This window comes from Bacteroides sp. AF39-16AC (genome assembly GCF_003602735.1).
Lineage (GTDB): Bacteria > Bacteroidota > Bacteroidia > Bacteroidales > Bacteroidaceae > Bacteroides > Bacteroides uniformis.
Genome location: NZ_QTLN01000007.1, coordinates 156,637 through 179,474 on the forward strand (window position 1 = coordinate 156,637; position 22,838 = coordinate 179,474).

13 protein-coding genes are annotated in these 22,838 nt (G+C 47.0%); 6 read left to right on the top strand and 7 right to left on the bottom strand.

All coding sequences use genetic code 11. The annotated features are described in order from the left end of the window. Nucleotides 1-102: 102 nt before the first annotated feature. From DW039_RS08590 to DW039_RS08615, 6 genes are all read left to right on the top strand, one after another. Nucleotides 103-909 (top strand): metallophosphoesterase, encoded by an 807-nt coding sequence (locus tag DW039_RS08590; RefSeq protein ID WP_034529839.1) that lies wholly within the window; start codon nucleotides 103-105, stop codon nucleotides 907-909. Beyond that, nucleotides 884-1,621 (top strand): hypothetical protein, encoded by a 738-nt coding sequence (locus tag DW039_RS08595; RefSeq protein ID WP_005827685.1) that lies wholly within the window; start codon nucleotides 884-886, stop codon nucleotides 1,619-1,621. The genes DW039_RS08590 and DW039_RS08595 overlap by 26 nt, the downstream gene beginning before the upstream one ends. 310 nt (nucleotides 1,622-1,931) lie before the next feature. Beyond that, the gene (locus DW039_RS08600) at nucleotides 1,932-3,302 is read left to right on the top strand and encodes a sigma-54 dependent transcriptional regulator (protein WP_057256489.1); all 1,371 of its coding nucleotides are present in this window, start codon (nucleotides 1,932-1,934) and stop codon (nucleotides 3,300-3,302) included. Next, on the top strand, nucleotides 3,292-4,599 hold the full coding sequence (locus tag DW039_RS08605) for a PAS domain-containing sensor histidine kinase (protein ID WP_057256488.1): 1,308 nt from the start codon (nucleotides 3,292-3,294) through the stop codon (nucleotides 4,597-4,599). The genes DW039_RS08600 and DW039_RS08605 overlap by 11 nt, the downstream gene beginning before the upstream one ends. A 94-nt stretch (nucleotides 4,600-4,693) precedes the next feature. Then, nucleotides 4,694-6,145 (top strand): potassium/proton antiporter, encoded by a 1,452-nt coding sequence (locus tag DW039_RS08610; RefSeq protein WP_035448593.1) that lies wholly within the window; start codon nucleotides 4,694-4,696, stop codon nucleotides 6,143-6,145. Between the two features lie 115 nt (nucleotides 6,146-6,260). Continuing rightward, nucleotides 6,261-7,928, top strand: coding sequence for a long-chain fatty acid--CoA ligase (locus DW039_RS08615; RefSeq protein ID WP_035448595.1), 1,668 nt, complete (start codon nucleotides 6,261-6,263; stop codon nucleotides 7,926-7,928). 343 nt (nucleotides 7,929-8,271) lie between these two features. Here DW039_RS08615 and DW039_RS08620 read toward each other — a convergent pair whose 3' ends face one another. The 7 genes from DW039_RS08620 to DW039_RS08650 form a co-directional block, all read right to left on the bottom strand. Beyond that, nucleotides 8,272-10,425 (bottom strand): glycoside hydrolase family 97 protein, encoded by a 2,154-nt coding sequence (locus tag DW039_RS08620; protein WP_117887242.1) that lies wholly within the window; start codon nucleotides 10,423-10,425, stop codon nucleotides 8,272-8,274. A 21-nt stretch (nucleotides 10,426-10,446) separates the two neighbouring features. Next, the gene (locus DW039_RS08625; RefSeq protein WP_057256486.1) at nucleotides 10,447-12,945 is read right to left on the bottom strand and encodes a glycoside hydrolase family 31 protein; all 2,499 of its coding nucleotides are present in this window, start codon (nucleotides 12,943-12,945) and stop codon (nucleotides 10,447-10,449) included. Nucleotides 12,946-12,979: 34 nt separating this feature from the next. Next, nucleotides 12,980-14,785: a glycoside hydrolase family 66 protein gene (locus tag DW039_RS08630; RefSeq protein WP_117588859.1), complete on the bottom strand. Its 1,806-nt coding sequence runs from the start codon at nucleotides 14,783-14,785 to the stop codon at nucleotides 12,980-12,982. Between the two features lie 13 nt (nucleotides 14,786-14,798). Beyond that, complete coding sequence (locus tag DW039_RS08635) at nucleotides 14,799-16,295, bottom strand: SusF/SusE family outer membrane protein (protein WP_016273861.1); 1,497 nt, start codon at nucleotides 16,293-16,295, stop codon at nucleotides 14,799-14,801. A gap of 19 nt (nucleotides 16,296-16,314) precedes the next feature. Further along, a complete protein-coding gene (locus DW039_RS08640) occupies nucleotides 16,315-17,805 on the bottom strand; it encodes a RagB/SusD family nutrient uptake outer membrane protein (RefSeq protein ID WP_165853107.1) in 1,491 nt (496 codons plus the stop codon). A gap of 14 nt (nucleotides 17,806-17,819) precedes the next feature. Continuing rightward, a complete protein-coding gene (locus DW039_RS08645; RefSeq protein ID WP_005827660.1) occupies nucleotides 17,820-20,822 on the bottom strand; it encodes a TonB-dependent receptor in 3,003 nt (1,000 codons plus the stop codon). Between the two features lie 249 nt (nucleotides 20,823-21,071). Next, a complete protein-coding gene (locus DW039_RS08650; protein WP_008664452.1) occupies nucleotides 21,072-22,730 on the bottom strand; it encodes a DUF6377 domain-containing protein in 1,659 nt (552 codons plus the stop codon). Nucleotides 22,731-22,838: the final 108 nt, after the last annotated feature.

Here is a 22,838-nt window from a genome sequence, read left to right on the forward strand (position 1 = left end):
AAAAAAAAGGGAAATTAGAAAAGAATCCATAAGAATGAAAACTTTACCTTTGCCCACAGTTTTCTAAAGATAGAGTATAAACGTAAAATGAAGCACCTGCACATGAAATTCCCCAAACTCTTATATCCTTCATTCCTATGCCTGCTTATAGCCGGCTGCGACATGATAGATTATCACCCTTACGATGTACACATCAGCGGTGAAACCGATGTCAATGCCCACAACATTGCCCAAATAGAGCAGAACTGCCAGAACAAGACAACAATCCGGTTCGTAACAATGGGTGATTCCCAGCGCTGGTATGACGAGACCGACGACTTTGTAAGCCACCTCAACAAGCGGGACGACATAGATTTCGTCATTCATGGCGGAGACGTCAGTGACTTCGGTGTAACAGACGAGTTCCTTTGGCAACGGGACATTATGAACAAACTCAAGATACCCTATGTGGTACTTCTCGGCAACCACGACTGTCTGGGCACGGGCGAAGAGACTTATCGCGTAATATTCGGAGACCCCAATTTCTCCTTCATTGCAGGACGGGTAAAGTTTGTCTGCCTGAATACCAACGCCATCGAATTTGACTACTCCCGCCCCATTCCCGACTTCGAGTTTCTTGCCGCACAGATACGCGACCATGAAGAGGAATTCGATAAAACCGTTGTGTCCATGCATATACGCCCGTTCTGCAACGAGTTCAACAATAATGTGGCACACGTATTCCAGCGTTACATCAAGGAATTTCCCGGACTGCAGTTCTGTACATCCGCACACGAACACCATCGCTTCGAGAAAGACCTCTTTGAAGATGGGATAATGTATTACATGAGCGACTGCATGAAGAACCGCAATTACTATATATTCACCATAACCCCCGACGGATATGAACGCGAAGTGGCATATTATTAATCACCTGGCATGCGCCGTCGTCTTCTTGTCGGTATGCTCTTTTTCTGCTTTTTCACAAGAGAGAGATACCATCTTCATCATAGAACACGATACCGTATGGATGGACCTGCAACCGGATGCCGTCATTGAAAGCCAGACCAGAGAGAACCGTTATGACCGCCGCGTACACCGCTACCGCAGGCATTGGGAGGCCTTGATTCCGACGCACACCAAAATTCAGTTTGCCGGCAATATGGGGTTGCTGTCATTCGGTACCGGATGGGATTACGGCAGAAGAAACCAATGGGAAACAGACGTATTCTTCGGAGTATTGCCCAAATATGACTCCAAACGTACCAAGCTGACATTCACCGTCAAGCAGAACTACCTTCCCTGGAGCCTGCAAATAAAACAGAGCCGTTTTTCTGTAGAACCGCTGGCTTGCGGTATGTATCTGAACACGGTATTCGGCGATGAATTCTGGGTCAATGAACCGGAACGCTACCCTAAAGGATATTATGGTTTCTCCTCTAAGGTACGCATCCATGCATTCTTAGGACAGCGCATCACTTACGACATCGACCCGCAACGACGGTTCACGGCCAAAGAAATCACTTTCTTCTATGAAATAAGTACATGTGACCTATATGTAGTCAGCGCCTTCACCAACAAGTATCTGAAACCCAAGGATTATCTGAGCTTGTCGTTTGGTATCAAACTGCAACTGCTATAAGTTCTTTTTTCAGTACCGCCATGAACTCTTACTGAAGTTGCTGCCAACTAATTTCTGTTTTACTTAAATCTATTCGTCCCACAATCGTTATATTATCGTCCGACAGTTGTTGAATTATCGTCCGACAGCTGTCGGACGATAATTCAACAACTGTCGGACGATTAATTCTTAGTAAGCAAAAATATAAAATAAAGCGGCATAAGGATTTGCTAAATGAGAAGGAGAATCTTAATACTTTGAAAACTGAGAGATTTACCGAATATAATGCAGATAAATCATTAACTTTGCCTGCAGAAAACAGAAATAGTTTATGGCAAAAAAAAACGGAAACATCCTGATTGTCGATGATAACCGAGGCGTACTTACCGCCTTGCAGCTTTTGTTAAAGCCATATTTTGAAGGGATAATCACACTTCCCTCTCCCGTAACCCTGCCCAGCGTATTGCGAGAAAGGTCATGGCAAGTGGTTCTTCTTGACATGAACTTCACCTCGGGCATCAATACCGGCAACGAGGGACTATACTGGCTCCATGAAATAAAGAAGCAATGTCCCACCCTGCCCGTAGTGCTGTTTACCGCCTATGCCGACATTGACCTTGCCGTACGGGGAATCAAGGAAGGAGCCACAGACTTCGTCGTAAAACCCTGGAACAACCAGAAACTGGTGGAAACCTTACTGAATGCCGTATCAGCTTCTGAAACAAAATCTCCGGCCAACGGCCCAAATGCCGGACGTACGGCAGAAAGCAGCCACCTGTTTGCAGATACCCGCAACATGTATTGGGGAAACAGCCCCGCCATGCAGCAGCTCCGCCTTTTGGTGGAAAAAGTGGCCTCTACCGATGCCAATATCCTTATTACGGGCGAGAACGGTACCGGTAAAGAGATGCTGGCACGCGAAATTCACTCCCTTTCACCGCGCAACCGGCAGGAGATGGTAAGTGTGGATATGGGTGCAGTCACCGAAAGCCTTTTCGAGAGCGAACTGTTCGGCCACATGAAAGGCTCTTTCACCGATGCCCATGCCGACCGTGCCGGCAAGTTCGAAGCAGCCAGCCGCAGCACCCTCTTTCTCGATGAAATAGGCAATCTCCCCTACCATCTGCAAGCCAAACTGCTGACCGCCATCCAACGACGCAGCATTGTCCGTGTAGGCAGCAACACTCCCATTCCCGTAGACATACGGCTGATTTGCGCTACAAACCGCAATCTGCCCGAGATGGTGGCAAAAGGCGAATTCCGCGAGGACCTGCTATACCGCATCAACACGATACATCTTGAGATACCCTCGTTGCGCGAGCGGCCCGAAGACATCATCCCCCTTGCAGAACTTTTCATCGCCCGCTTCTGCAAGCAATATGACAAGCCCCCCGTCCGCCTGACGGACGGCGCTTGCGAGAAACTTACGCTCCACCCCTGGTACGGCAATATCCGCGAACTGGAACATGCCATCGAAAAAGCCATTATCATCTGTGACAACGAAACCCTTCCTGCAGAACTGTTCCAGCTGGCACGGCGAACCGGCACTCCCGAAGCAACCGCATCCACGCTCGAAGAAATGGAAATGCAGATGATACGGAAGACGCTCGACAAATGCAGCGGAAATCTCTCTGCCGTCGCCGCACAGCTGGGTATCACCCGCCAGACGTTGTACAACAAAATGAAGAAGTATGGCCTTTAATTATTCATTCCGCGTTGCCGTCAGTCTGGCAGTAGCGCTCCTTGCAGGGGTGATGTGGACTGTGGACGTATTTTGGGGCGTGTTCTGCACTGCGCTGCTTTCCATAGCCCTGTACTGGCAGCAGAAGCTATACCGCCATCATGTGCGAAAGGTGCTTTTCATGCTCGACGCCATCGAAAACAACGACAATGCCATCCACTTCTCCGAAACGGAAAACACTGCCGACGCACGCCTCGTGAACCGTGCATTGAACCGGGTTGCCCATATACTTTATAATGTGAAAAGTGAAACAGCCCAGCAAGAAAAGTACTACGAACTCATCCTGGACTGCGTGAATACCGGCATCCTCGTGCTGAACGACAATGGTGCCGTATATCAGAAAAACAGCGAAGCCCTCCGTTTGCTGGGCCTCAATGTCTTTACCCACGTCAGCCAGCTGAACCGCGTAGACCCGCGTCTTTCGTCCCTTCTTGCCAATTGCCGCCCGGGAGACAAACTGCAAATGCCTTTCAACAACGAACGAGGCACTGTAAACATGTCTGTCCGCGTCAGCGACATCACAGTCCGTAAAGAGCATCTGCGCATCCTCGCCCTGAACGACATCAACAACGAGCTGGATGAAAAGGAAATAGATTCCTGGATTAGGCTTACCCGCGTACTGACGCACGAAATAATGAATGCCGTCACTCCCATAACCTCCCTGAGCGATACACTGCTGGGACTGACCGAAGCGCAAGTTTCCAAAGAAGAAATCAGAAACGGCCTGCAGACTATCAGCAGTACAGGCAAAGGCCTGCTCTCTTTTGTGGAATCATACCGGAAATTCACCCGTATTCCCACCCCCGAACCATCCTTGTTCTACGTAAAAAGCTTTATCGAGCGGATGGTCGAACTCGCCCGTCACCAGTACCCCGATGTCCGGGTCACCTTTCATACGGACATCGCGCCAAGCGACCTTATTCTATATGCCGATGAAAACCTGGTATCACAAGTGGTCATCAACCTACTGAAAAATGCCATACAAGCCATCGAATCGGATAAAAATACAGATAAAGAAGGACATATCAACATACGTGCCTACTGCAACGAAGCGGAAGCCATACTGATAGAAATTTCCAACAACGGACCTGCCATTCCCAATGACATTGCCGAACACATATTTATCCCCTTCTTTACGACCAAAGAGGGCGGAAGCGGTATTGGATTGAGTATTTCCCGGCAAATAATGAGGCTTTCCGGCGGAAATTTATCCTTATTGCCTGGTAAAGAAACCACCTTTATTTTAAAATTCAATTGAACTATTTTAGATTTGTATTTGTTAAACACATTGCATATCTTTGTACTATTAGACATAAGAAACATCACATTTCAAACTATATAGCATAGAATTTATGATATTTACAGCAGGAAACATACTACTTATAGGTTCCATATTACTTTTCGTCAGCATCATTGTCGGCAAGACCGGCTACCGTTTCGGAGTACCTGCGTTATTGCTTTTCCTTGTCGTCGGTATGCTGTTCGGCAGTGACGGATTGGGATTGCAGTTCCACAACGCCAAGGAAGCACAGTTCATCGGCATGGTTGCACTCAGCATCATTCTGTTCTCCGGTGGCATGGACACCAAGTTTACGGAGATAAAGCCCATATTGACTCCCGGCATTGTTTTGTCAACTGCAGGAGTGCTGCTCACGGCCCTCTTTACCGGATTATTTATCTGGTGGCTGTCCGGCATGAGCTGGACCAACATCCACCTGCCGTTGATAACCTCCCTTTTGCTTGCATCCACCATGTCATCTACCGACTCAGCCTCTGTATTCGCCATTCTGCGTTCACAAAAAATGAACCTGAAGCATAATCTGCGCCCCATGCTGGAACTGGAAAGCGGTAGTAACGACCCGATGGCATATATGCTGACAATCGTGCTGATTCAATTCATCCAGTCCTCCGGAATGGGAGTTCCCCAGATATTGGGCTCTTTTGCCATACAGTTCATTGTCGGTGCCGCAACCGGTTATTTCCTCGGAAAGCTGGCCATCCTTATGCTGAACCGGCTGAATATAGACAACCAGGCACTCTATCCTATCCTGTTGCTGTCCTTTGTATTCTTCACCTTCTCCATCACCGACCTGCTGAAAGGCAACGGTTACCTGGCCGTGTATATCGCCGGAATGATGGTAGGCAATAACAAAATCATGCACCGGAAAGAGATTTATACTTTTATGGACGGACTGACCTGGCTTTTCCAAATCATCATGTTCCTCTGCCTCGGTCTGCTTGTCAACCCCCATGAGATGCTGGAAGTTGCAGTCGTGGCATTGCTCATCGGCGTATTCATGATTGTCGTGGGACGTCCTCTCAGCGTTTTTCTTTGCCTGCTGCCTTTTGGCAAGAGAATCACCCTCAAGTCACGGCTATTCGTATCGTGGGTAGGATTACGTGGCGCAGTACCCATTATCTTTGCCACCTATCCCGTGGTGGCTGACGTGCCCGGCGCCCATGTCATCTTCAACATCGTATTTTTCATAACCATCGTCTCACTGGTCATCCAGGGTACCACAGTCTCCTGGGTAGCCCGGCTGCTTGGCCTCTCCACCCCGCTGGAAAAGACCGGAAATGATTTCGGAGTTGAACTGCCCGAAGAGATTGACTCCAACCTGCACGACATGACCATTACACAAGAAATGCTGGAGCAGGCAGACACCCTGAAAGACATGAACCTGCCCAAAGGCACACTGGTGATGATTGTAAAACGTGGCGATGAGTACCTCATTCCGAACGGAACATTAAAACTTCATGCCGGTGACAAGCTGCTTCTTATTTCGGAAAATAGCAAGGAATAAGAATTACAGATAAGTTTCTATCCGTTTCAGGGCAAGAAAAAAGTGGAAACTATTTGCTTTGCATCACTATAAGACCTATCTTTGCGCAGTTTTAACTAAAGTGTGCAACAGCTGAATGGAACAAGAACAAGGGTTCATCGATTATATAGAACAAAGCATTATTAAAAACTGGGATCGCAACGCCCTGACAGACTACAAAGGAATTACACTGCAATACAAAGATGTAGCACGGAAAATAGCCAAATTCCATATCGTATTGGAAAGCGCCGGCATCAGGCCCGGTGACAAGATTGCCGTTTGCGGACGTAACAGTGCACATTGGGCAGTCGCTTTTCTGGCGACGGTTACCTATGGAGCTGTCATTGTTCCCATTCTGCATGAGTTCAAGGCCGACAATATCCACAACATCGTCAACCATTCCGAAGCCAAGCTGCTGTTTGTCGGCGACCGGGCATGGGAAAACCTCAATGAAGAGGCAATGCCCCTGCTGATGGGTATCGTACTGCTGACGGACTTCACTCCGGTAGTTTGCCGCAACGAGCAGCTGATGGAGGCTTTCGAACATCGCAACGTCCTCTATGGCACACGTTTCCCCAAGAATTTCCGTCCCGAGCATATCAGCTACCGCAAGGAGGAATCACCCGAAGAACTGGCTGTCATAAACTATACTTCGGGCACCACGGGATATTCCAAAGGGGTCATGCTCCCCTATCGCAGCCTTTGGTCCAATGTTGCATATTGCCATGAGATGCTTCCCGTACGTCCGGGCGACCATATTGTATCCATGCTGCCTCTGGGACATGTATTTGGTATGGTGTACGATTTTCTATACGGTTTTTCCGCAGGCGCCCATCTGTATTTCCTTACCCGTATGCCGTCTCCCAAGATTATTGCACAGTCATTCTCCGAAATCAGGCCACGGGTCATTTCGTGTGTACCGCTCATCGTAGAAAAGATTATCAAGAAGGATATCCTGCCCCGGATAGACAATAAAATAGGCAAGCTGCTATTGCGGATGCCCATTGTCAACGATAAAATCAAGGCTGACATGCGCAAAAAGGCAATGGAAGTATTCGGCAGTAATTTCGATGAAATAATCATCGGAGGAGCACCGTTCAATGCCGAAGTGGAACGCTTCCTGAAGCAGATAGGCTTCCCCTATACCATTGCATACGGAATGACGGAATGCGGCCCCATCATTTGTTCCAGCCGCTGGGAAACATTGAAACTGGCCTCTTGTGGCAAGGCAACCACCCGCATGGAAGTAAAGATAGACTCTCCCGACCCTCAGAACGTGGCAGGAGAAATAATCTGTAAAGGTGCCAATCTGATGCTGGGCTATTACAAAAATGCCGAAGCGACTTCCCAAATCATCGATGTAAACGGCTGGCTGCACACCGGCGACCTTGCAACGATGGATACCGAAGGATATGTCACTGTCCGTGGACGCAGCAAGAACATGTTGCTCACAGCCAGTGGCCAGAACATCTATCCCGAAGAGATTGAAAGCAAACTGAACAACATGCCCTATGTGTCCGAATCACTGATCGTATTGCAGAACGACAAGCTCGTGGCTCTTATCTATCCGGATTTTGACGATGCATTCGCCCATGGTATGGAACAATCGGACATCGAAAAGGTTATGGAGGACAATCGGAATGAATTGAATCTGCAATTACCGGCCTACTGCCAGATAACAAAAGTCAAGATACACTTCGAGGAGTTCGAGAAAACGGCAAAGAAGAGCATTAAAAGATTTATGTATCAGGAAGTAAAAGGGTAAGGGGAATGTGTCAAAACCTTCTTTAACGCTTTATTTTAGGCGCGGATGACGCAGATTTCACGGATTTAGTTTATTGAATCCGCATTATTCCGCGTAATCCGCGCCTAATATTATAACATTATAAAAGTCTTCATGTGCTTTTGACACATTCGCATCCTTTTTGTTAACAAAAATAGAAGCAAAGGAATAAACGGCTAATAAGTGTTATAAAACATACTTTTTTAGTTGGATAATTTGCAGATTTATCAAAAGTCCGTATCTTTGCAATGTGTTTTTCATAGTATTAGATTTAAGGTTAACAAAGGTTGGAGTACAGCGGTACTCCTTTTTTTATGCCCGTAAATCAGATATTCCCGGAAAGCCTCTTCAGTCCCTTCAATACAGATTTATCTTTCACCTCCATGATGCTGATGGCATAGCCACCACCGGAAGCAGCTTTCAGTTTCAAGACCGTTTTGGGAGAAACGATACCTTCACGGATAACATAAGCTTGCGGATTTGTTTTATAATCGGCATCTTTTGCATCGGCATAGACGGTTGCAATATACTGCTTGTCTGCATCCAGGAAGTCCAGTTTCAGAGTTGAAGCATGTCCGTGCTCACTGCTGGTACAACCGATAAACCAGTCATTCGTACCTTTTGCCTTACGGGCAACAGTGATGTAACGTCCCGGCTCAGCTTCCAGATAGCGGCTGTCGTCCCAATCCACAGCCACATCTTTGATGAACTGGAAAGCATCCATGAAACGCTCATAATTCTCAGGAAGGTCGGCAGCCATTTGTAGAGGGCTGTACATAGTGACATAAAGTGCCAGCTGACGCGTCAAGGTAGTATTGGCATGCGTATGGCTGTTCGGATTCAACTTATTGATGTCCATTTCAAAGATACCGGGCGTATAGTCCATCGGACCACCCTGCAAACGGGTAAACGGAAGTACCGTTGTGTGGAAGGGCTTGTTACCAGCAAAAGCCTCGTACTCCGTGCCTCGGGCAGATTCATTGCCTATCAGATTGGGATAGGTACGGCATAAACCAGTCGGACGTACCGCTTCATGGGCATTGACCATTATCTTGTGTTTGGCAGCTTCGGTCACGGCGTATAGGTAATGGTTGTTCATCCATTGTCCATAGTGATGCTCGCCACGGGGAATCATATTGCCTACGTAGCCACTCTTTACCGAATTATATCCATATTTATTCATCAGACGGTAGGCAGCTTCCATGTGCCGCTCATAGTTACGGACGGAAGCCGATGTTTCATGGTGCATCATCAGACGGACACCCTTGGAATGAGCATATTCATTCAGATACTTGATGTCAAAATCGGGATAAGGAGTCACGAAATCGAAAACATAATCCTTGGAATTACCGAACCAGTCTTCCCAACCCGTATTCCAACCCTCCACCAATACCTGGTCAAAACCGTGTTCGGCAGCAAAGTCTATGTACTTCTTCACATTAGCCGTGTTGGCCGGATGAATGCCGTTCGGTTTCACCTTGGAATAGTCCGTATCATCCAGTTTCACAGAAGGGAGGTCAAAAGTATATGCCCAGGGCTTTCCCCCTGCAATCATTTCCCACCATACGCCGACATATTTCACCGGCTTAATCCAGGAGGTATCATCATACTTACAAGGCTCATTCAGATTGAGAATCAAATTGGAGGCCAGTATCTCGCGGGCATCATCACTGACTATGACCGTACGCCAGGGAGTATGGCAGGGAGACTGCATATACCCTTTATTTCCTTGAGCATCCGGAGTCAGCCAGGATTCAAAAACGAGGTTCTTGTCATCCAGGTTGAGATGCATGCAAGAGTAGTCCACCAAGGCTGCCTCGTGCAGGTTAAGGTACACTCCATCAGCTGTTTTAAGCTGTATGGAAGTCTGGACACCTGTCGGCGAAAAGACAGTTTGTGACGCATTGTCACTCACAGCTCCCTGCAGCAGTCCACGGATTTCAGAGAGTTTGGACTCCGTATAATCATATTCCTGGGTATCATAATCTCCCGGAATCCACCAGGCAGTATGGTCGCCGGTCATGGCAAATCGGGAATGCTCTTCCTTTATCACAAAATAAACCAGATTCTTCTGTTGCGGAAACTCATAACGGAATCCCACGCCGTCATCATATACCCGAAAACGGATATTCATAAAACGAGTGGTAGACGGTTGTTCAAGTTCTACCAGCAATTCGTTGTAGTGGTTGCGGATATCTTTTGTCTCCCCCCACACCGGTTGCCAGGTTTCATCGAAAGTGGAAGTAGAAGTCCTTACTACTTTGAAACCATCCATCAGGCTGGTAGCTCCTTTCAGTTCCAATCCCAACGTACTGGGATTGATGACAGGAGCCCCTTTATAATCCACCTGATAGGCTGGTCTCCCGTCTTTTGTCAGTTCAAAATCCAGCTTCACCATGCCCGAAGGGGATGAAATGCCTTCAGCATTCCCCGCCAGGGCAGAAAAAAGCAAAGCCGCGCTAAGTACAAATTTCTTCATAATAATGATATGTTTTTTGTGTTAATAGATAAACTCAATGATATGTTCCTTTCCATCATCCGGCAACCTCAGCAGGCAAGTCCCCAGCTTCTTGTCAGGACACCAGGTAGTTATCGTAAACTCTGTCTCCCGATTTTCTTCCAGCTTTCCGACATTCGTTTTCTTGATTTTCTGACCGTCCAGCAAAGCTGTTCTCGGCATCTGTTCCGTATAGATGCAGAACATCAGGTTTCGTTGGCCGGGTAAGCTATATTTCTCACCAGTCCGTGTACCTACTTTCAGCGTATAGCCTTTGTCGGTAGTCTGGCAAGTAATAGGAGTGCGCATGAACTCTCCACGCAAATATCCTAAATCAGTTCCTGCATCTTCATAAAGCGAGAAGGTAGTTTCACTGCCCGCTGCAGCAGGAAATATCTCAAACGTAACCGGATAGACCGGTTTCTCATCCGTATAGTTCATGACCGGCATTTGAGGTATGATACTTCCCTGCTTTACAAACATAGGAATAGTATTGAGGGGAGCATCCACCGTCATCCATTGCTCACCGCTATATGCTGTGTGTTTGTTGTTGTAGTCAATCCAAGTTCCTTCAGGAAGATACACATTCTTGTTTCGCGCTCCTTTCTTTACCACCGGAGCAACCAGCAGTTCGCTGCCAAACATGAACTGGGCATCCGTAGAGAACGTTTCCATATCTGCCGGATATTCCAGAAACATCGGTCGCATGAGAGGCAACCCCGTTTCGTGTGCTTCGCGGGCATACGTATAGATATAAGGCAAAAGGCGATACTTCAATTCGATGGCCGCCTTGGCATTCTTCTCGGCCTCTTCGCCGAACAGCCACGGCTCCACAGCCACGTTGCCCTCATGATGAATGCGGCTCAGGGGATTGAAAGCGCCCATCTGTATCCACCGCGTATAAAGTTCAGCCATCGCAGGATAATCCTCTATATCTCCGCAATAACCGGTAATGTCACAAGTAGTAAAAGGAATAATTCCCAAACCGGCAGACAACAGTACCGGAATCTGATTGGCCATCTGTCCCCAACCCTGCGTCACGTCATCACCGTTTCCACAGTCACCGGTCCAGCCGAAGGTATAGCGTTGCAAGCCCGCAAAAGCGGCACGTGTCATCTGAAATACGCGACGGTTAGGATTCCGTTTTTCAAACTGCTCCTTCACCACCTTATCCCACGTAAGACCATAAACATTGTGAATCTCATCATGCATGCCCAAATGGTGTTTCATCACCAGGCGTTCCGTCTGCTCCTCATTGCTCCAGGCAGGTTCACCCATATCAGTCCAGAAACCGGCAATGCCATCATCAATGGGCTTCTGCTGATAAGCTCCCCACCAGTCTGCCACAGCAGGAAGGGTGAAGTCCACTACGCCACAATTACCACCCCAGGGCCAGGGCATGTCATAACTCCTGCCGTTGGTGGAGTCCTTTACCAGATACCCTAACCTATCAGCTTCCTCCCATTGCCGCTTATTGGCTTGTGAAATGACCGGATCTTGCGAAACCACCACCTTGAAGCCCATATCCTTGAGGTCTGCAAGCATCTTTTTCGGATTCTCGTAGTTCCCTTTCCGCCACTCAAAATCCTGCAAATACTGTGTCCAGCCTATGTCCTGGTAAATAACATCACAAGGAATTCCGCGCTTACGATAGCCTTCAGCTATTTCATAAGACAATTTCTCGCTCGTCAGCAGTCCCCGGCATTGTGCAAAGCCCAATGCCCATTTAGGAGGCATTATGGGTTTTCCCGTCAGGTCGACATATTGTTTCATGATTTCCTTATAATCCTTCCCGAAGATGAAATAATAAATCATCTCTCCCCCAGGAGCCTCGAAACTGTAGTAATCGCGGCTTTCCGTACCAAACTTAAATTCGGTCTTATACGTATTGTCCAGGAAAATACCATAACGATAACTGCTCATAAAGAACGGAATACTCTTGTAGAGCGGGTCCTCAACGGTACTATAACAAGGCTTGTCACTGTTCCACATCTTGTAGGCTTCGCCGCGACGGTCCAGCTTGCCGGTCTTTTCTCCCAAGCCGAAGAAGTGTTCGTCACGACGGAGGGTCTTGTATTCCAATTTGCGCTGCCCGTTACTGATATGCCCCTTATCGGCATAATCACTGAACAGCAGTTTCTGATACTTGTCGAATATCTGTAAGTTAAACGGAGACTTGTTTACCCGGATACGGAGTTTAGGGGTAAAAATCTCGTAGCAGGCATTCTGTTCGTCCACATGGACGGTACCGACATCCTCCAGGTCCTCATTGACGACGGCAAAGGAAGGATTACTCCGCTGGAAACTACCGTCGGGAGAAAACCATATACGTACCGTAGACTGGCTACACAGACGTAATTGTATGGCAGAACTGTCATTTAAATAGAAGGTCACACTGCGGTCGTCACTGGTATAAGAAGTGCAGTCTCCGGTGCGGTTCTGTGCATTCGCATATACTGAAAATGCACAGACGGCAAAAAATAAAAATATATATTTCTTCATTACTATAATCTGTTTGTTCCTTTATTGGATATTCTTATTCCATCACAAGCATGCTCCAGTACTTCAGCAAGGGCAAGGTAAAGGTAACCGTGCCGTCCTTCTGTTCGAATGACAGTTCCTGCGAAGCACCGGCATGGAAATCGGGCGATGCAACCCATATCTTGTTCACTTTACCGGAAACATTCATCTTCAACGGCACGTCGGACACCAGACGCGGTTCGGGCATTGTTCCGTTCAAATCCCTCCAGCTTAAGTTATCCGCATTGAGGAAGTTGAGCAGATGAATGACTTGCCTGCCATTTACATTCTTGGCATATACAGTGATGGCAGACTTCTGCGGCGGCCATGCATTCAGAGAAAGATTCCGCGCAGCATCCGTACAGTTCAGAGAAACGGAAATCTCCGCCTCCGTATCTTTATCACGAAGCAGGTTCTGATAAGCCGTCATAAAGTCATAATAACGAATCATGGCTGTTTTCAGTACATCGTTCATCTGCAAAGCCGTGCTTGGAAAGTACTCGCGGCATAGCATGTGGTCACCCAATTCCAAATGAGAGCCTCCCAAAGCAAATATCACAGCATCCGTCAGCAGCACACCCGGTGTATTGAACTCACCGGTACTGCTACCTGCCTTGTCATAGTTCATATATGCGGCAAACACCGTTTTCAAGGCATGGTTGCCATACTGGTCGTTCGCTTTGATAATGGTGTGCAGATCCTTGAAGCCTGCCTCATCGCCCCATACTTCATTATAAAGGAAATCCACTTTACCCGTACCAGCTATCTGGGAAGCTCCATAGCTGGAGACGGCATTCATCACCAAACGCTTGTCCGGATGCTTCTGTTTCATGGCTTCGATGAACGAGGCATATCCCTTAGGCAGATTTACCTTATTGCCATCATAGTCATAGCGGTCACCCCGGTTTCCCAGTTGGTCTATCTGATAACCGTCAAAGTCCAGATTGGCATAAATATCATCGTTTCTTTGGGCAATATATGCCTGCCATTCCGTATTGGCGGGATTGAGTAGGAAGATATTACTTTTCCAACTGGAGGGCAAGTCATGCGAATCCTTATCCATGCGTCCCGTGTTCTTGAATATGTACCATTCTTCCTTTACTCCGTCGGAAACGGCATCGTCCAAAGCTCCGAAACATAGATTGTAGAACATGGACTTCATGCCCAGGCTGTGTTGTGTAGAGATATACTTCTTCACTACCTCGGTATAGACCTCCCGGTTGGCAATGTCCTTATAGACCTCGTCCAGATGCTCACGCGTACCGCCCAACGGCCAATGATGCTTGTTGTGCCAATCCTGAAACTGTACCCCGTTAATGTGGCAACGGTTCAGGAAAGCCATCTCCTTCTCTATCACTCCATCCATCTTTTTCGAAGCATCAAAAGTGGCAACGAAACCATAACGTGGAAAACGTGTCCAGTCACTGGATACATCTACGGCAATAGTACCAAGAATAACCTCTGTTCCATTCTCTTTTGTACGGTATACATCCACCAGATAACCGGTATAATCGGTTGCCGGAGCAGTCCAAGTCCAAGTAGTACCGACAGCAGCCTGCTCCGATACAACCTTGTCCATTGTCCGGTAGCGGATTTTAGCTCCGGCAGGAAGGGCGTCAGCTGTAAAAGAAACACTCTCGCCCGGCCGGTAACATGCCTTGTCGGTAGTGAGATTGACCGTCAAGTCCGAGGTGACTGGGGTTACTTCCGTAACCCCTCCACTCTCTCCGCCTCCACCGGTACCGCTACCGGTATCATCACTCTCCTTGCTGCATGCAACCAGCAGCAAGGCTACCATTGTTGTATAAACTATCTTCTTCATCTATTGTAGATACCTATTGTTTCACGATTGAAATTGTCTCTTCCAGCTGATTCAAAGTAATCAGATAGGAACCTGCTGTCGTAATCTTCCACTTCTGGTCGATGCCGCCTACCATCACGTCCAGATATTGCGCTTTGAACGCTTCGTCTGATTTATCAAGGAAAAGCATCGGTTCTGTTTCTCCTGCAGGCTGTTTGTCTGCTACAGCCGGCATGAACCAGGCTCCATTCCAATCTTCCTGCTTATCACAAGTAAATTTCAACTCACCGGCATTCAGCGTACCTTTCCAAGTAAACACATACGGATTATCCGTTGTCTGCATCGGCGTAGCATCACCAATCGTCCAACCGGCCGGAGTAGCATCACCTACCATATAAATCATCTCATACGGAGTAAATTCGCTCATCATCATGCGTTCCTTACCACTACGGATATCCATGCAAATCTTGTAGGCCTTGCCGCATTCCCCGTCTTTCAGCACCCATTTATTGTCCGGGTCGAACCCTTTCACAAACACCACTTCTGTATCGGTATAAGCAGCATCGGCATTCTTGGCCTTATACATGTTCTCCCAACTTCCATCGGAGGTTCCGAACTTGAATTCCCCTCCTTTGCCCACTTCAAAGAACTTGCCGAAGCGGAACAAGTATGGATCGAGCACATCTTGTTTCATCTTCACGAATCCCCAATCCGTAGCGTTACCCACAAAATAAAGCTGGTCGTAGGCAGGTGCCAACGTCTCTGTCTGGGTCAATGTAAGAACACCGGTAAACAGATTGGCTTCGACGATGTAATTATGGTCTTCTTCGACAACAAAAGGTTCATCCGGCTGGTCATCACTGCTACGAAGAACCAGCAATCCATCTGTTCCTTTGTTGTAAGAGGGCAGGAATGAGCCTAAGGTCGTGATGAACTTAAATTCACCGGCCACAAGCCGGCCCGTCCATGTAAAGATACCATTGTCCTTGCGGGTCATCTCTGTCGCATCATCGGCACTCCAGCCGCCCGGAGTGGCACTACCTATCAGATAAAGGGTGGATGTGAGCGGTTTATAGGCTGTAACACTGAAAGCAGTGGTAGACACCTGTTTTTCGTCCCGTTCCGTTACAGTAGCTGTCAAGCGCGCTTCCAACGAAATGTTCTCCCCGGCAGTTGCCCCAAAATGGTTGCGCAGGATGTCATTCAATTCCTCCACGCTCTTTTTCCATGAGTATTCTTGTACGGCATTCTCCACAGCTACATAAGAATCTGCAAAATCACTGCCGGTCTTGGCCAATTCCAGCGTATAAGAAATTTTATTACCCGTCCCATAATTGGTTCCCGTAGTCCAGGAAAGCTCCAGGGCATCATCGGCATGTGCCTGCTCATTCAAAACAACTTCCGTCTTGCTGGCCGTCAGTACAAGTTCATTCTGTCCTTTATCCAATTCCATGTAATCATCATCTACACAAGCAGATAAGGCTGCACAGCCCAGTAAGGCAAATACAAGGTGTGAAATATATTTCTTCATATTCTTCTGATTAAATTAATTAATAACCCGGGTTCTGCACCATTAAGGTATTAGCATCCATCTCCGTCTGCGGAATAGGGAACAGCAAGCGGTTCTTGTTCACGTTGCTCTTTCCAATGGAATGCAGGAATTTAATGGCATACTCTCCATTGTTGACACGAATCATGTCGAACCAGCGATGCCCTTCGAAAGCTAGTTCCATGCGGCGCTCATGGATAATCTTTTCACGCATGGTTTCCTGTGACAAGCCCGAAACCTCCGGCAGTCCGGCACGCTTACGTACAATATTCAAAGGCACGGCAGCCTGGTCAGGGCGTCCCATTTCATTCAAAGCTTCGGCCTTCTTCAGCAGGACGTCCGCATAACGATAAATCACGAAGTTGGCAGGATTGGTATTGTATTCCGGAGAAACCGTTTTCGACACCAGAAACTTGCGTACATTGTATCCCGTATTGGAATAAGAGCTTTTGTAAGCCTTACCGTCAAAATCCGGACATCCGGCATAAAGCACGGTCAAATCCTTACGTTTGTCACCGCTCTCATATTGACCCACAAATTCTTCTGTAGGCTGGTTCCAGCCATAACTGCCGGCAACAAAGTCCGAATTACGGGGACCCATGAAAGTAGAAAGCCAGGAAGACTGCGGATTGTTTCCCCAAAAATCATATTCCGTATTGCCCGAATACTGGACCTCGAACAAAGATTCCGGCCCGTTATTGACCAATGCATCGAAATTGTCCTCATACTTGCAGGAAGAAAGGTCATACCCCAAATTTGTTATCTCATCACACAAATCAGACACCTCCTGATAATATTCCGTATGATTAGGAGCCAGCGTCAGATAAATATCTGCCAACATGGCTAAAGCTGCATCTTTGCAGGCACGTCCCACGTTCTCGTCGTCGTAAGAAGACTTGGCAGGAAGCAGGTCAACCGCATTCTTACAATCGGAAATTATCTGGGCATAAGTCTCTTCGACTGTAGCGCGTGCAATGTCTGTCGGTTCTCCCGGATTATAAGGAGCCAAACGCAGTGGAACACCACCGTACAGACGTACCAATACATAGTAATAATGTGCACGGAGAAAATAAGCCTCTCCCAGACAGCGGTTCTTGATTCTCTCTGACACGGCTTCAGCCTCCAGAAGACTATTCAACACAATGTTGCATTGTCCTATCCCCACCCAGGGAGAACGCCACATGTACAATGCCATGCCATTGTCGCTCTGCGTTATGAAGTTAGAAGCTTGTATCGTTTCAAGGCCGTCGGTACCGCCACCGGCACCCACCAAACTGTTACCCGCCACAATATCCAGTGTCCAGATACGCTGGTTGTACATATTGGAAGACTGAAGGGTGCGATAGCAGGCATTGGTCAGAGCAATGGCCACATCATCGGTCACCGTCGTTTCCGGGTCAACCGTATTTTTAGGAGACTTGTCCAGAAAGTCGTTGCAGGAAGCCAGCAGCAATACTGCCAGCATATATAGTAAATTTGTTATCTTTTTCATATCCGAGTCAATCATTAAAAGTTAAAGTTTAATCCTAAGCTGAACGTACGGGAAATGGGGTAACGGTTCTGGTCTATTCCGTTAATACCCACTTCAGGGTCGAAACCGGAATATCCGGTGATGGTAGCCACATTCTCACAAGATAGGGAAAGGCGTGCATTCTCAATCTGGGCTTTCTGTAACCACTGCTTCGGGAAAGTGTATGAGAGTGTGATATTCTTCAAACGCAGATAAGAACCATTCTCCACAAAGCGGTCTGACACGCGTGTATTCTGATTGGGGTCGCCGAACACGGCACGCGGCATCGAATTGCTGGTCCCCTCTCCTTGCCAACGCTTCAGTACGTCGGTAGTCTGGTTATAGGCAGCTGCCATACCGGTATTGTCGATATTGTTGGCATTGTATATCTTATTTCCGGCTATACCTTGTAAGAAAACAGAAAGTTCGAAACCCTTATAGGAAAGGCTATTGTTCATGGAGAACAGCCAACTTGGGTTCGGGTTACCGATGACGGTACGGTCACTATCATTGATGACACCATCGTTGTTCAAATCCCTGAAACGGATATCACCCGGCTCAGCTCCCGGCTGCACGGCATGTGTATTCACTTCAGACTGGTTCTGGAAGATTCCGTCCGTAACATAGCCGTAGAAGACATTAATGGGATAGTCCTTTGCCAGCATCGTTACATAGGAGTTATTGATTTGGTTAATGTAATAAGGAACGTCGCTGTTCAAATCCTTAATTTTATTCTTATTGTAAGTGGCGGTCAGGTTCGTTTCCCATCCCAGTTCACCGGTAAGATTGATGGTATGCAGACTCATTTCAATACCTTGATTACGTACTTTTCCGGCATTGGTATACGTGGTTGTAGTATCTTCAAATCCCGATGTGATGGGGATAGACGCCTTTACCAGCATGTCTCTCGTCTCCTTCAGATAAGCATCGAACGAGAACATAACGCGTGAATTGAACAGTGAGGCATCAAAACCGATGTTGGTTTGTGCCACCTCTTCCCAATGGATATACGGGTTGGCGAGAGTAGAAGAAACCAGCGCTGTCTGATTGCCGCTCGAAATGCCGAAAGGATATACACTAGTATTGTAGGATGCCAGATAGCTGTAGTTTCCAACACTTGCCTGGCTACCGGTCACACCGTATCCCGCACGCACTTTCAGGTCATTGATATAGTCGTTTTTTGGAAACCACTTTTCCTGAGAGGCACGCCATGCCACAGATACGGAAGGGAAAGTACCCCAGCGATGTTTCTTACCGAAACGGCTGGAACCGTCACGACGAATGGTTGCAGTCAGCAAATAGCGGTCTTCGTAAGAGTAGTTGACACGTGCCATGTAAGAGAGCAATGCCCACTCTGTCTCGTTTCCACCGATGGCATACATTTCCTCGCCATTATCCATTTCGTGCACATTGTCGAACATAAACACATTCTTCTGCGCATTCAGGTAGTCGTTGGTGTTCCATTGGGCAGACATACCGGCCATCAATCCCACACGATGTTTTTCTGCAAAAGTATGGTCGAATAGGAAATAGTTGTCCCACAAATAAGTGAACGACTTGTTATCGCTCTTATAACGTGAAGTCTCCTCTGTGGGAGTGGGTTTCCAGTTATACTTGGGGGTAAAGTTGTCTATGAACCAGAATTTGGCATCGTAGCCGAAAGTACTTTTAAACTTAAGCCATTTGGTAAAAGTAAGTTCTGCCGTCAAGTTGGCCAGGAAGTTATATCCATCAGTCTGACTCTTGTTCAGTTCCGTCGGTCCAATGGGGTTGCGCGTGCTGCCATACCATTCCGAGTTACCATCAGGGCCACTCCAACTGCCATCTTCATTCTTCACCGGATAAATGGGGAGCGCTTTCAGCGCATCACCTATATTATAGCTGCCCGACTTCTTCGTATCGGCACTGAACGTAATGTTATTGGAGAACTTCAACCATTTCAAGACTTGCGCATCACTGTTGGACTGGAATGTGAAGCGACGGTAATTCACACTCTTCACGATACCGGACTGATCCAGAAAACCACCGGACACATAATAATGGGATTTCTCGTTACCGCCGGAATAACTTACCGTATAGTTCTGCATCACACCCGTACGGAGCAATTCATCCATCCAGTCGGTACCTGCACCCAATTCAGAAGGATTGGCCCATTCCGGATTAGGATTGCGTCCACTGTTCACCATCATGTCATTACTCAACTCGGCATACTGCGCCGCGTTCAATAAAGAAGGTACGTTCGTAGCATTCTGGAAAGAGTAATTGGCAGATACAGCAAGTTTTCCTTTTCCTTCCGTACCGCGTTTGGTGGTAATCATCACAACTCCATTAGCTCCCCGGGAACCGTAGATGGCTGTGGCCGAAGCATCCTTCAATACATCCAAACGTTCCACATCGGCCATATTTAAGGAAGACAAGCCCAAGTCGGTAGGCACTCCGTCAATCACGACCAGCGGGTCGCAGTTGTTGATAGAACCCAAACCACGAATCTTGATGGATACATTGTCTCCCGGTTTACCGGCATCTACAATCTGCACACCTGAGATTTTTCCCTGGATGGCTTGTCCCAAATTGGATACGGGGGAATCCTTGATATCCTTGTTACCGATGGAGGACACTGCTCCTGTAAGGTCGCTTTTCTTCATGGTGCCATACCCTATCACCACCACTTCATCCAGCATTTCGGCATCTTCAGACAAAACTACCTGAAGCTGTTTCTGTCCCTTCACCTGCACCTCTTGAGTCTTATAGCCTACAAATGAAACGACAAGAGTACCGTTCGGAGACATGTTCAAAGAGAAATCACCGTCAATACCGGTTATTGTCCCATTTGTGGTTCCTTTTTCCATTACACTGGCGCCAATAACCGTTTCACCGGTCTGGTCTTTCACTACACCTTGTACTGTAATTTGCTGTGCGAACATGCACATCGGAAGTAACATTCCTATCAGACAAACCATCATCCGTAGCCTGCTGATTGGCATTTTGTACTTTTGCATAATATAAGAATTTAAAGTTAATAATAAAAACATAAATCACATGTGTCACTCTTTCCGAAGAGGAACAATGCAAATGTATCAGATAAGAGAAGCCAATAGTGGAGGAAAGAGTAAAAAAGTAGTGGTTTACATCATTCAAAAAGGCTTAAACCACTATATACCAATAATATATAAAATTATTACCCAACTAAAAAAGTAGTGAAAATATAAGCGTAAAAGAGACACTTCCAAGCTTCAAAACCCCTATTCTCAGTTCTTCGACTTGCCAATTGTCATCACTTCCTGTTCCAACAAGTCGCGGTCACCGGCAGCCTTGTTGCGAACCTTCGTACGATAGTTATAAATGGTGGTAACAGAATACCGAAGGAACTGGGCTATCTTCACGCTGTCAGTAATACCCAAACGTATCAATGCAAAGATGCGCAACTCTGTATTCATCCGTTCGCCGGCTTTCAAGGATATTTGCTCATCATCGGCAAGCAGGGCATTGAAGTCTTCTACAAAAGTAGGAAACAGCTGCAGGAAGGTATTATCAAAGTTGGTATAGAATTCCTTTAATTCCCCCTCTATGAATTTAGAAGACTTGATGTTCTTGTAGAGTTCCTCCACATTTCCGGTAGCGGCAATCTTTCCCAGCGACCGGCGGTAATTGTCCATCTTTTCCAAATAGACCGAGCACTGGTCCATATAACGGCCGATATACTCCTCCTTCAGATAGGAGTTTTCGGCAATGCTGTGGTTGGCCTCCTTGAGTTGTGCATTGGAAAGGTGAAGCTCATCATTCAGCTCCTTCAACCGTTTGTTGGCGTCAATCACTTCCCTGCGGGCGGCAGCCACTTTCTTCATCTGCTTGTATACATAAAATATGGCAAGCAACAGAAAAAGTGAAAGCAGGCTGATAGATACCAGTGCCCATTTCATCTGCTCCTGCTGCTTCTCCGTCTTTTGCTGGTAAGCATCATTAATGATGGGAAAGATTTCCAGAATCTCCAGCTTGCGCAACCGGGCATTGCAGGCGGCTGCATCTTCCATACATATCTTTACATAAGAATAGGCACGCTCGATGTCTCCTTCCTGGTAAAGCAGTACGGCGAGCTTGCGTAAAGAGATATATTCACGGACAGCGGTTTTCATATCCGCCATAGCAGAAACAATCAGGTATTCCTTTTCCTTCTCTTTGTCCCCTTTCAGCCGGTAAGACTCTGATAAAGTATAGGCACAAATCGCAACGTCGTGTTCATAGTCCTTCTGCAGCGCCAGATAATCCGTCAGCAAACGGATGGCCTTGTCATATTCATTGCGTACATTATACTGGTCGGACTGAATCAAGGTATGTATCAGAAGATTATCTTTATTGACCAACAGCAACGAATCACGATATTTGTCCGTAAGCTCCGTATAAAGCTTCTTTTCATATGCCGTCACGGCATAATCGGCCATAAGGCCATAGACCGTACGGTAGATATGGTAATAATATGGATGGATATCCACCGGTAACCGGTCTATATGGATATTCCGCATCAAATCCATAACTTCCTTATACATACCGGTCATTCCCAAAACATCTGCTTTATTCATGCGGGCATTGTCTATGTATTCCCGGTTTCCAAGACGTATGGCTATCTGTTCCCTTTCCTCGGCCATGTGCAATGCAGAATCCGTATTGAACGAACGGTACTCATCCAGCAATGTGCCAAGAATGGCAAAACGTTCTTCATCCGGTATCTGCCGATGCAACTGTCTTTTCAGTTCCACCAGTTTCAGCTCTTTCTGCTCCATGTATATGGGACGCTCCTTTATCGCCTGGTCCAGTTTCAGCAGCAAAGAATCCGCCCGGCTGCTGTCTGCAGCATGAAGGCGGCACATACAGATGGTACAAAGACACAAGAATATGATTATATTTTTCATCCGGCTTTCCGATTAGTTAAAGGCAATACTTTTTGAGAATCCTCATGCAAAAGTAATTAAAATACCATAAAAACCTATTCTACTATCATTAAAAGCTCGAAAGCAGAG

Excerpts from the sequence above, each read along its gene's own strand:
- DW039_RS08610 (WP_035448593.1), top strand. The coding sequence starts at position 4,694 with ATGATATTTACAGCAGGAAACATACTACTTATAGGTTCCATATTACTT.
- DW039_RS08615 (WP_035448595.1), top strand. The coding sequence starts at position 6,261 with ATGGAACAAGAACAAGGGTTCATCGATTATATAGAACAAAGCATTATT.
- DW039_RS08605 (WP_057256488.1), top strand. The coding sequence starts at position 3,292 with ATGGCCTTTAATTATTCATTCCGCGTTGCCGTCAGTCTGGCAGTAGCG.
- DW039_RS08635 (WP_016273861.1), bottom strand. The coding sequence starts at position 16,295 with ATGAAGAAATATATTTCACACCTTGTATTTGCCTTACTGGGCTGTGCA.
- DW039_RS08640 (WP_165853107.1), bottom strand. The coding sequence starts at position 17,805 with ATGAAAAAGATAACAAATTTACTATATATGCTGGCAGTATTGCTGCTG.
- DW039_RS08600 (WP_057256489.1), top strand. The coding sequence starts at position 1,932 with ATGGCAAAAAAAAACGGAAACATCCTGATTGTCGATGATAACCGAGGC.
- DW039_RS08650 (WP_008664452.1), bottom strand. The coding sequence starts at position 22,730 with ATGAAAAATATAATCATATTCTTGTGTCTTTGTACCATCTGTATGTGC.
- DW039_RS08595 (WP_005827685.1), top strand. The coding sequence starts at position 884 with ATGAACGCGAAGTGGCATATTATTAATCACCTGGCATGCGCCGTCGTC.
- DW039_RS08590 (WP_034529839.1), top strand. The coding sequence starts at position 103 with ATGAAATTCCCCAAACTCTTATATCCTTCATTCCTATGCCTGCTTATA.
- DW039_RS08630 (WP_117588859.1), bottom strand. The coding sequence starts at position 14,785 with ATGAAGAAGATAGTTTATACAACAATGGTAGCCTTGCTGCTGGTTGCA.
- DW039_RS08625 (WP_057256486.1), bottom strand. The coding sequence starts at position 12,945 with ATGAAGAAATATATATTTTTATTTTTTGCCGTCTGTGCATTTTCAGTA.
- DW039_RS08620 (WP_117887242.1), bottom strand. The coding sequence starts at position 10,425 with ATGAAGAAATTTGTACTTAGCGCGGCTTTGCTTTTTTCTGCCCTGGCG.
- DW039_RS08645 (WP_005827660.1), bottom strand. The coding sequence starts at position 20,822 with ATGCAAAAGTACAAAATGCCAATCAGCAGGCTACGGATGATGGTTTGT.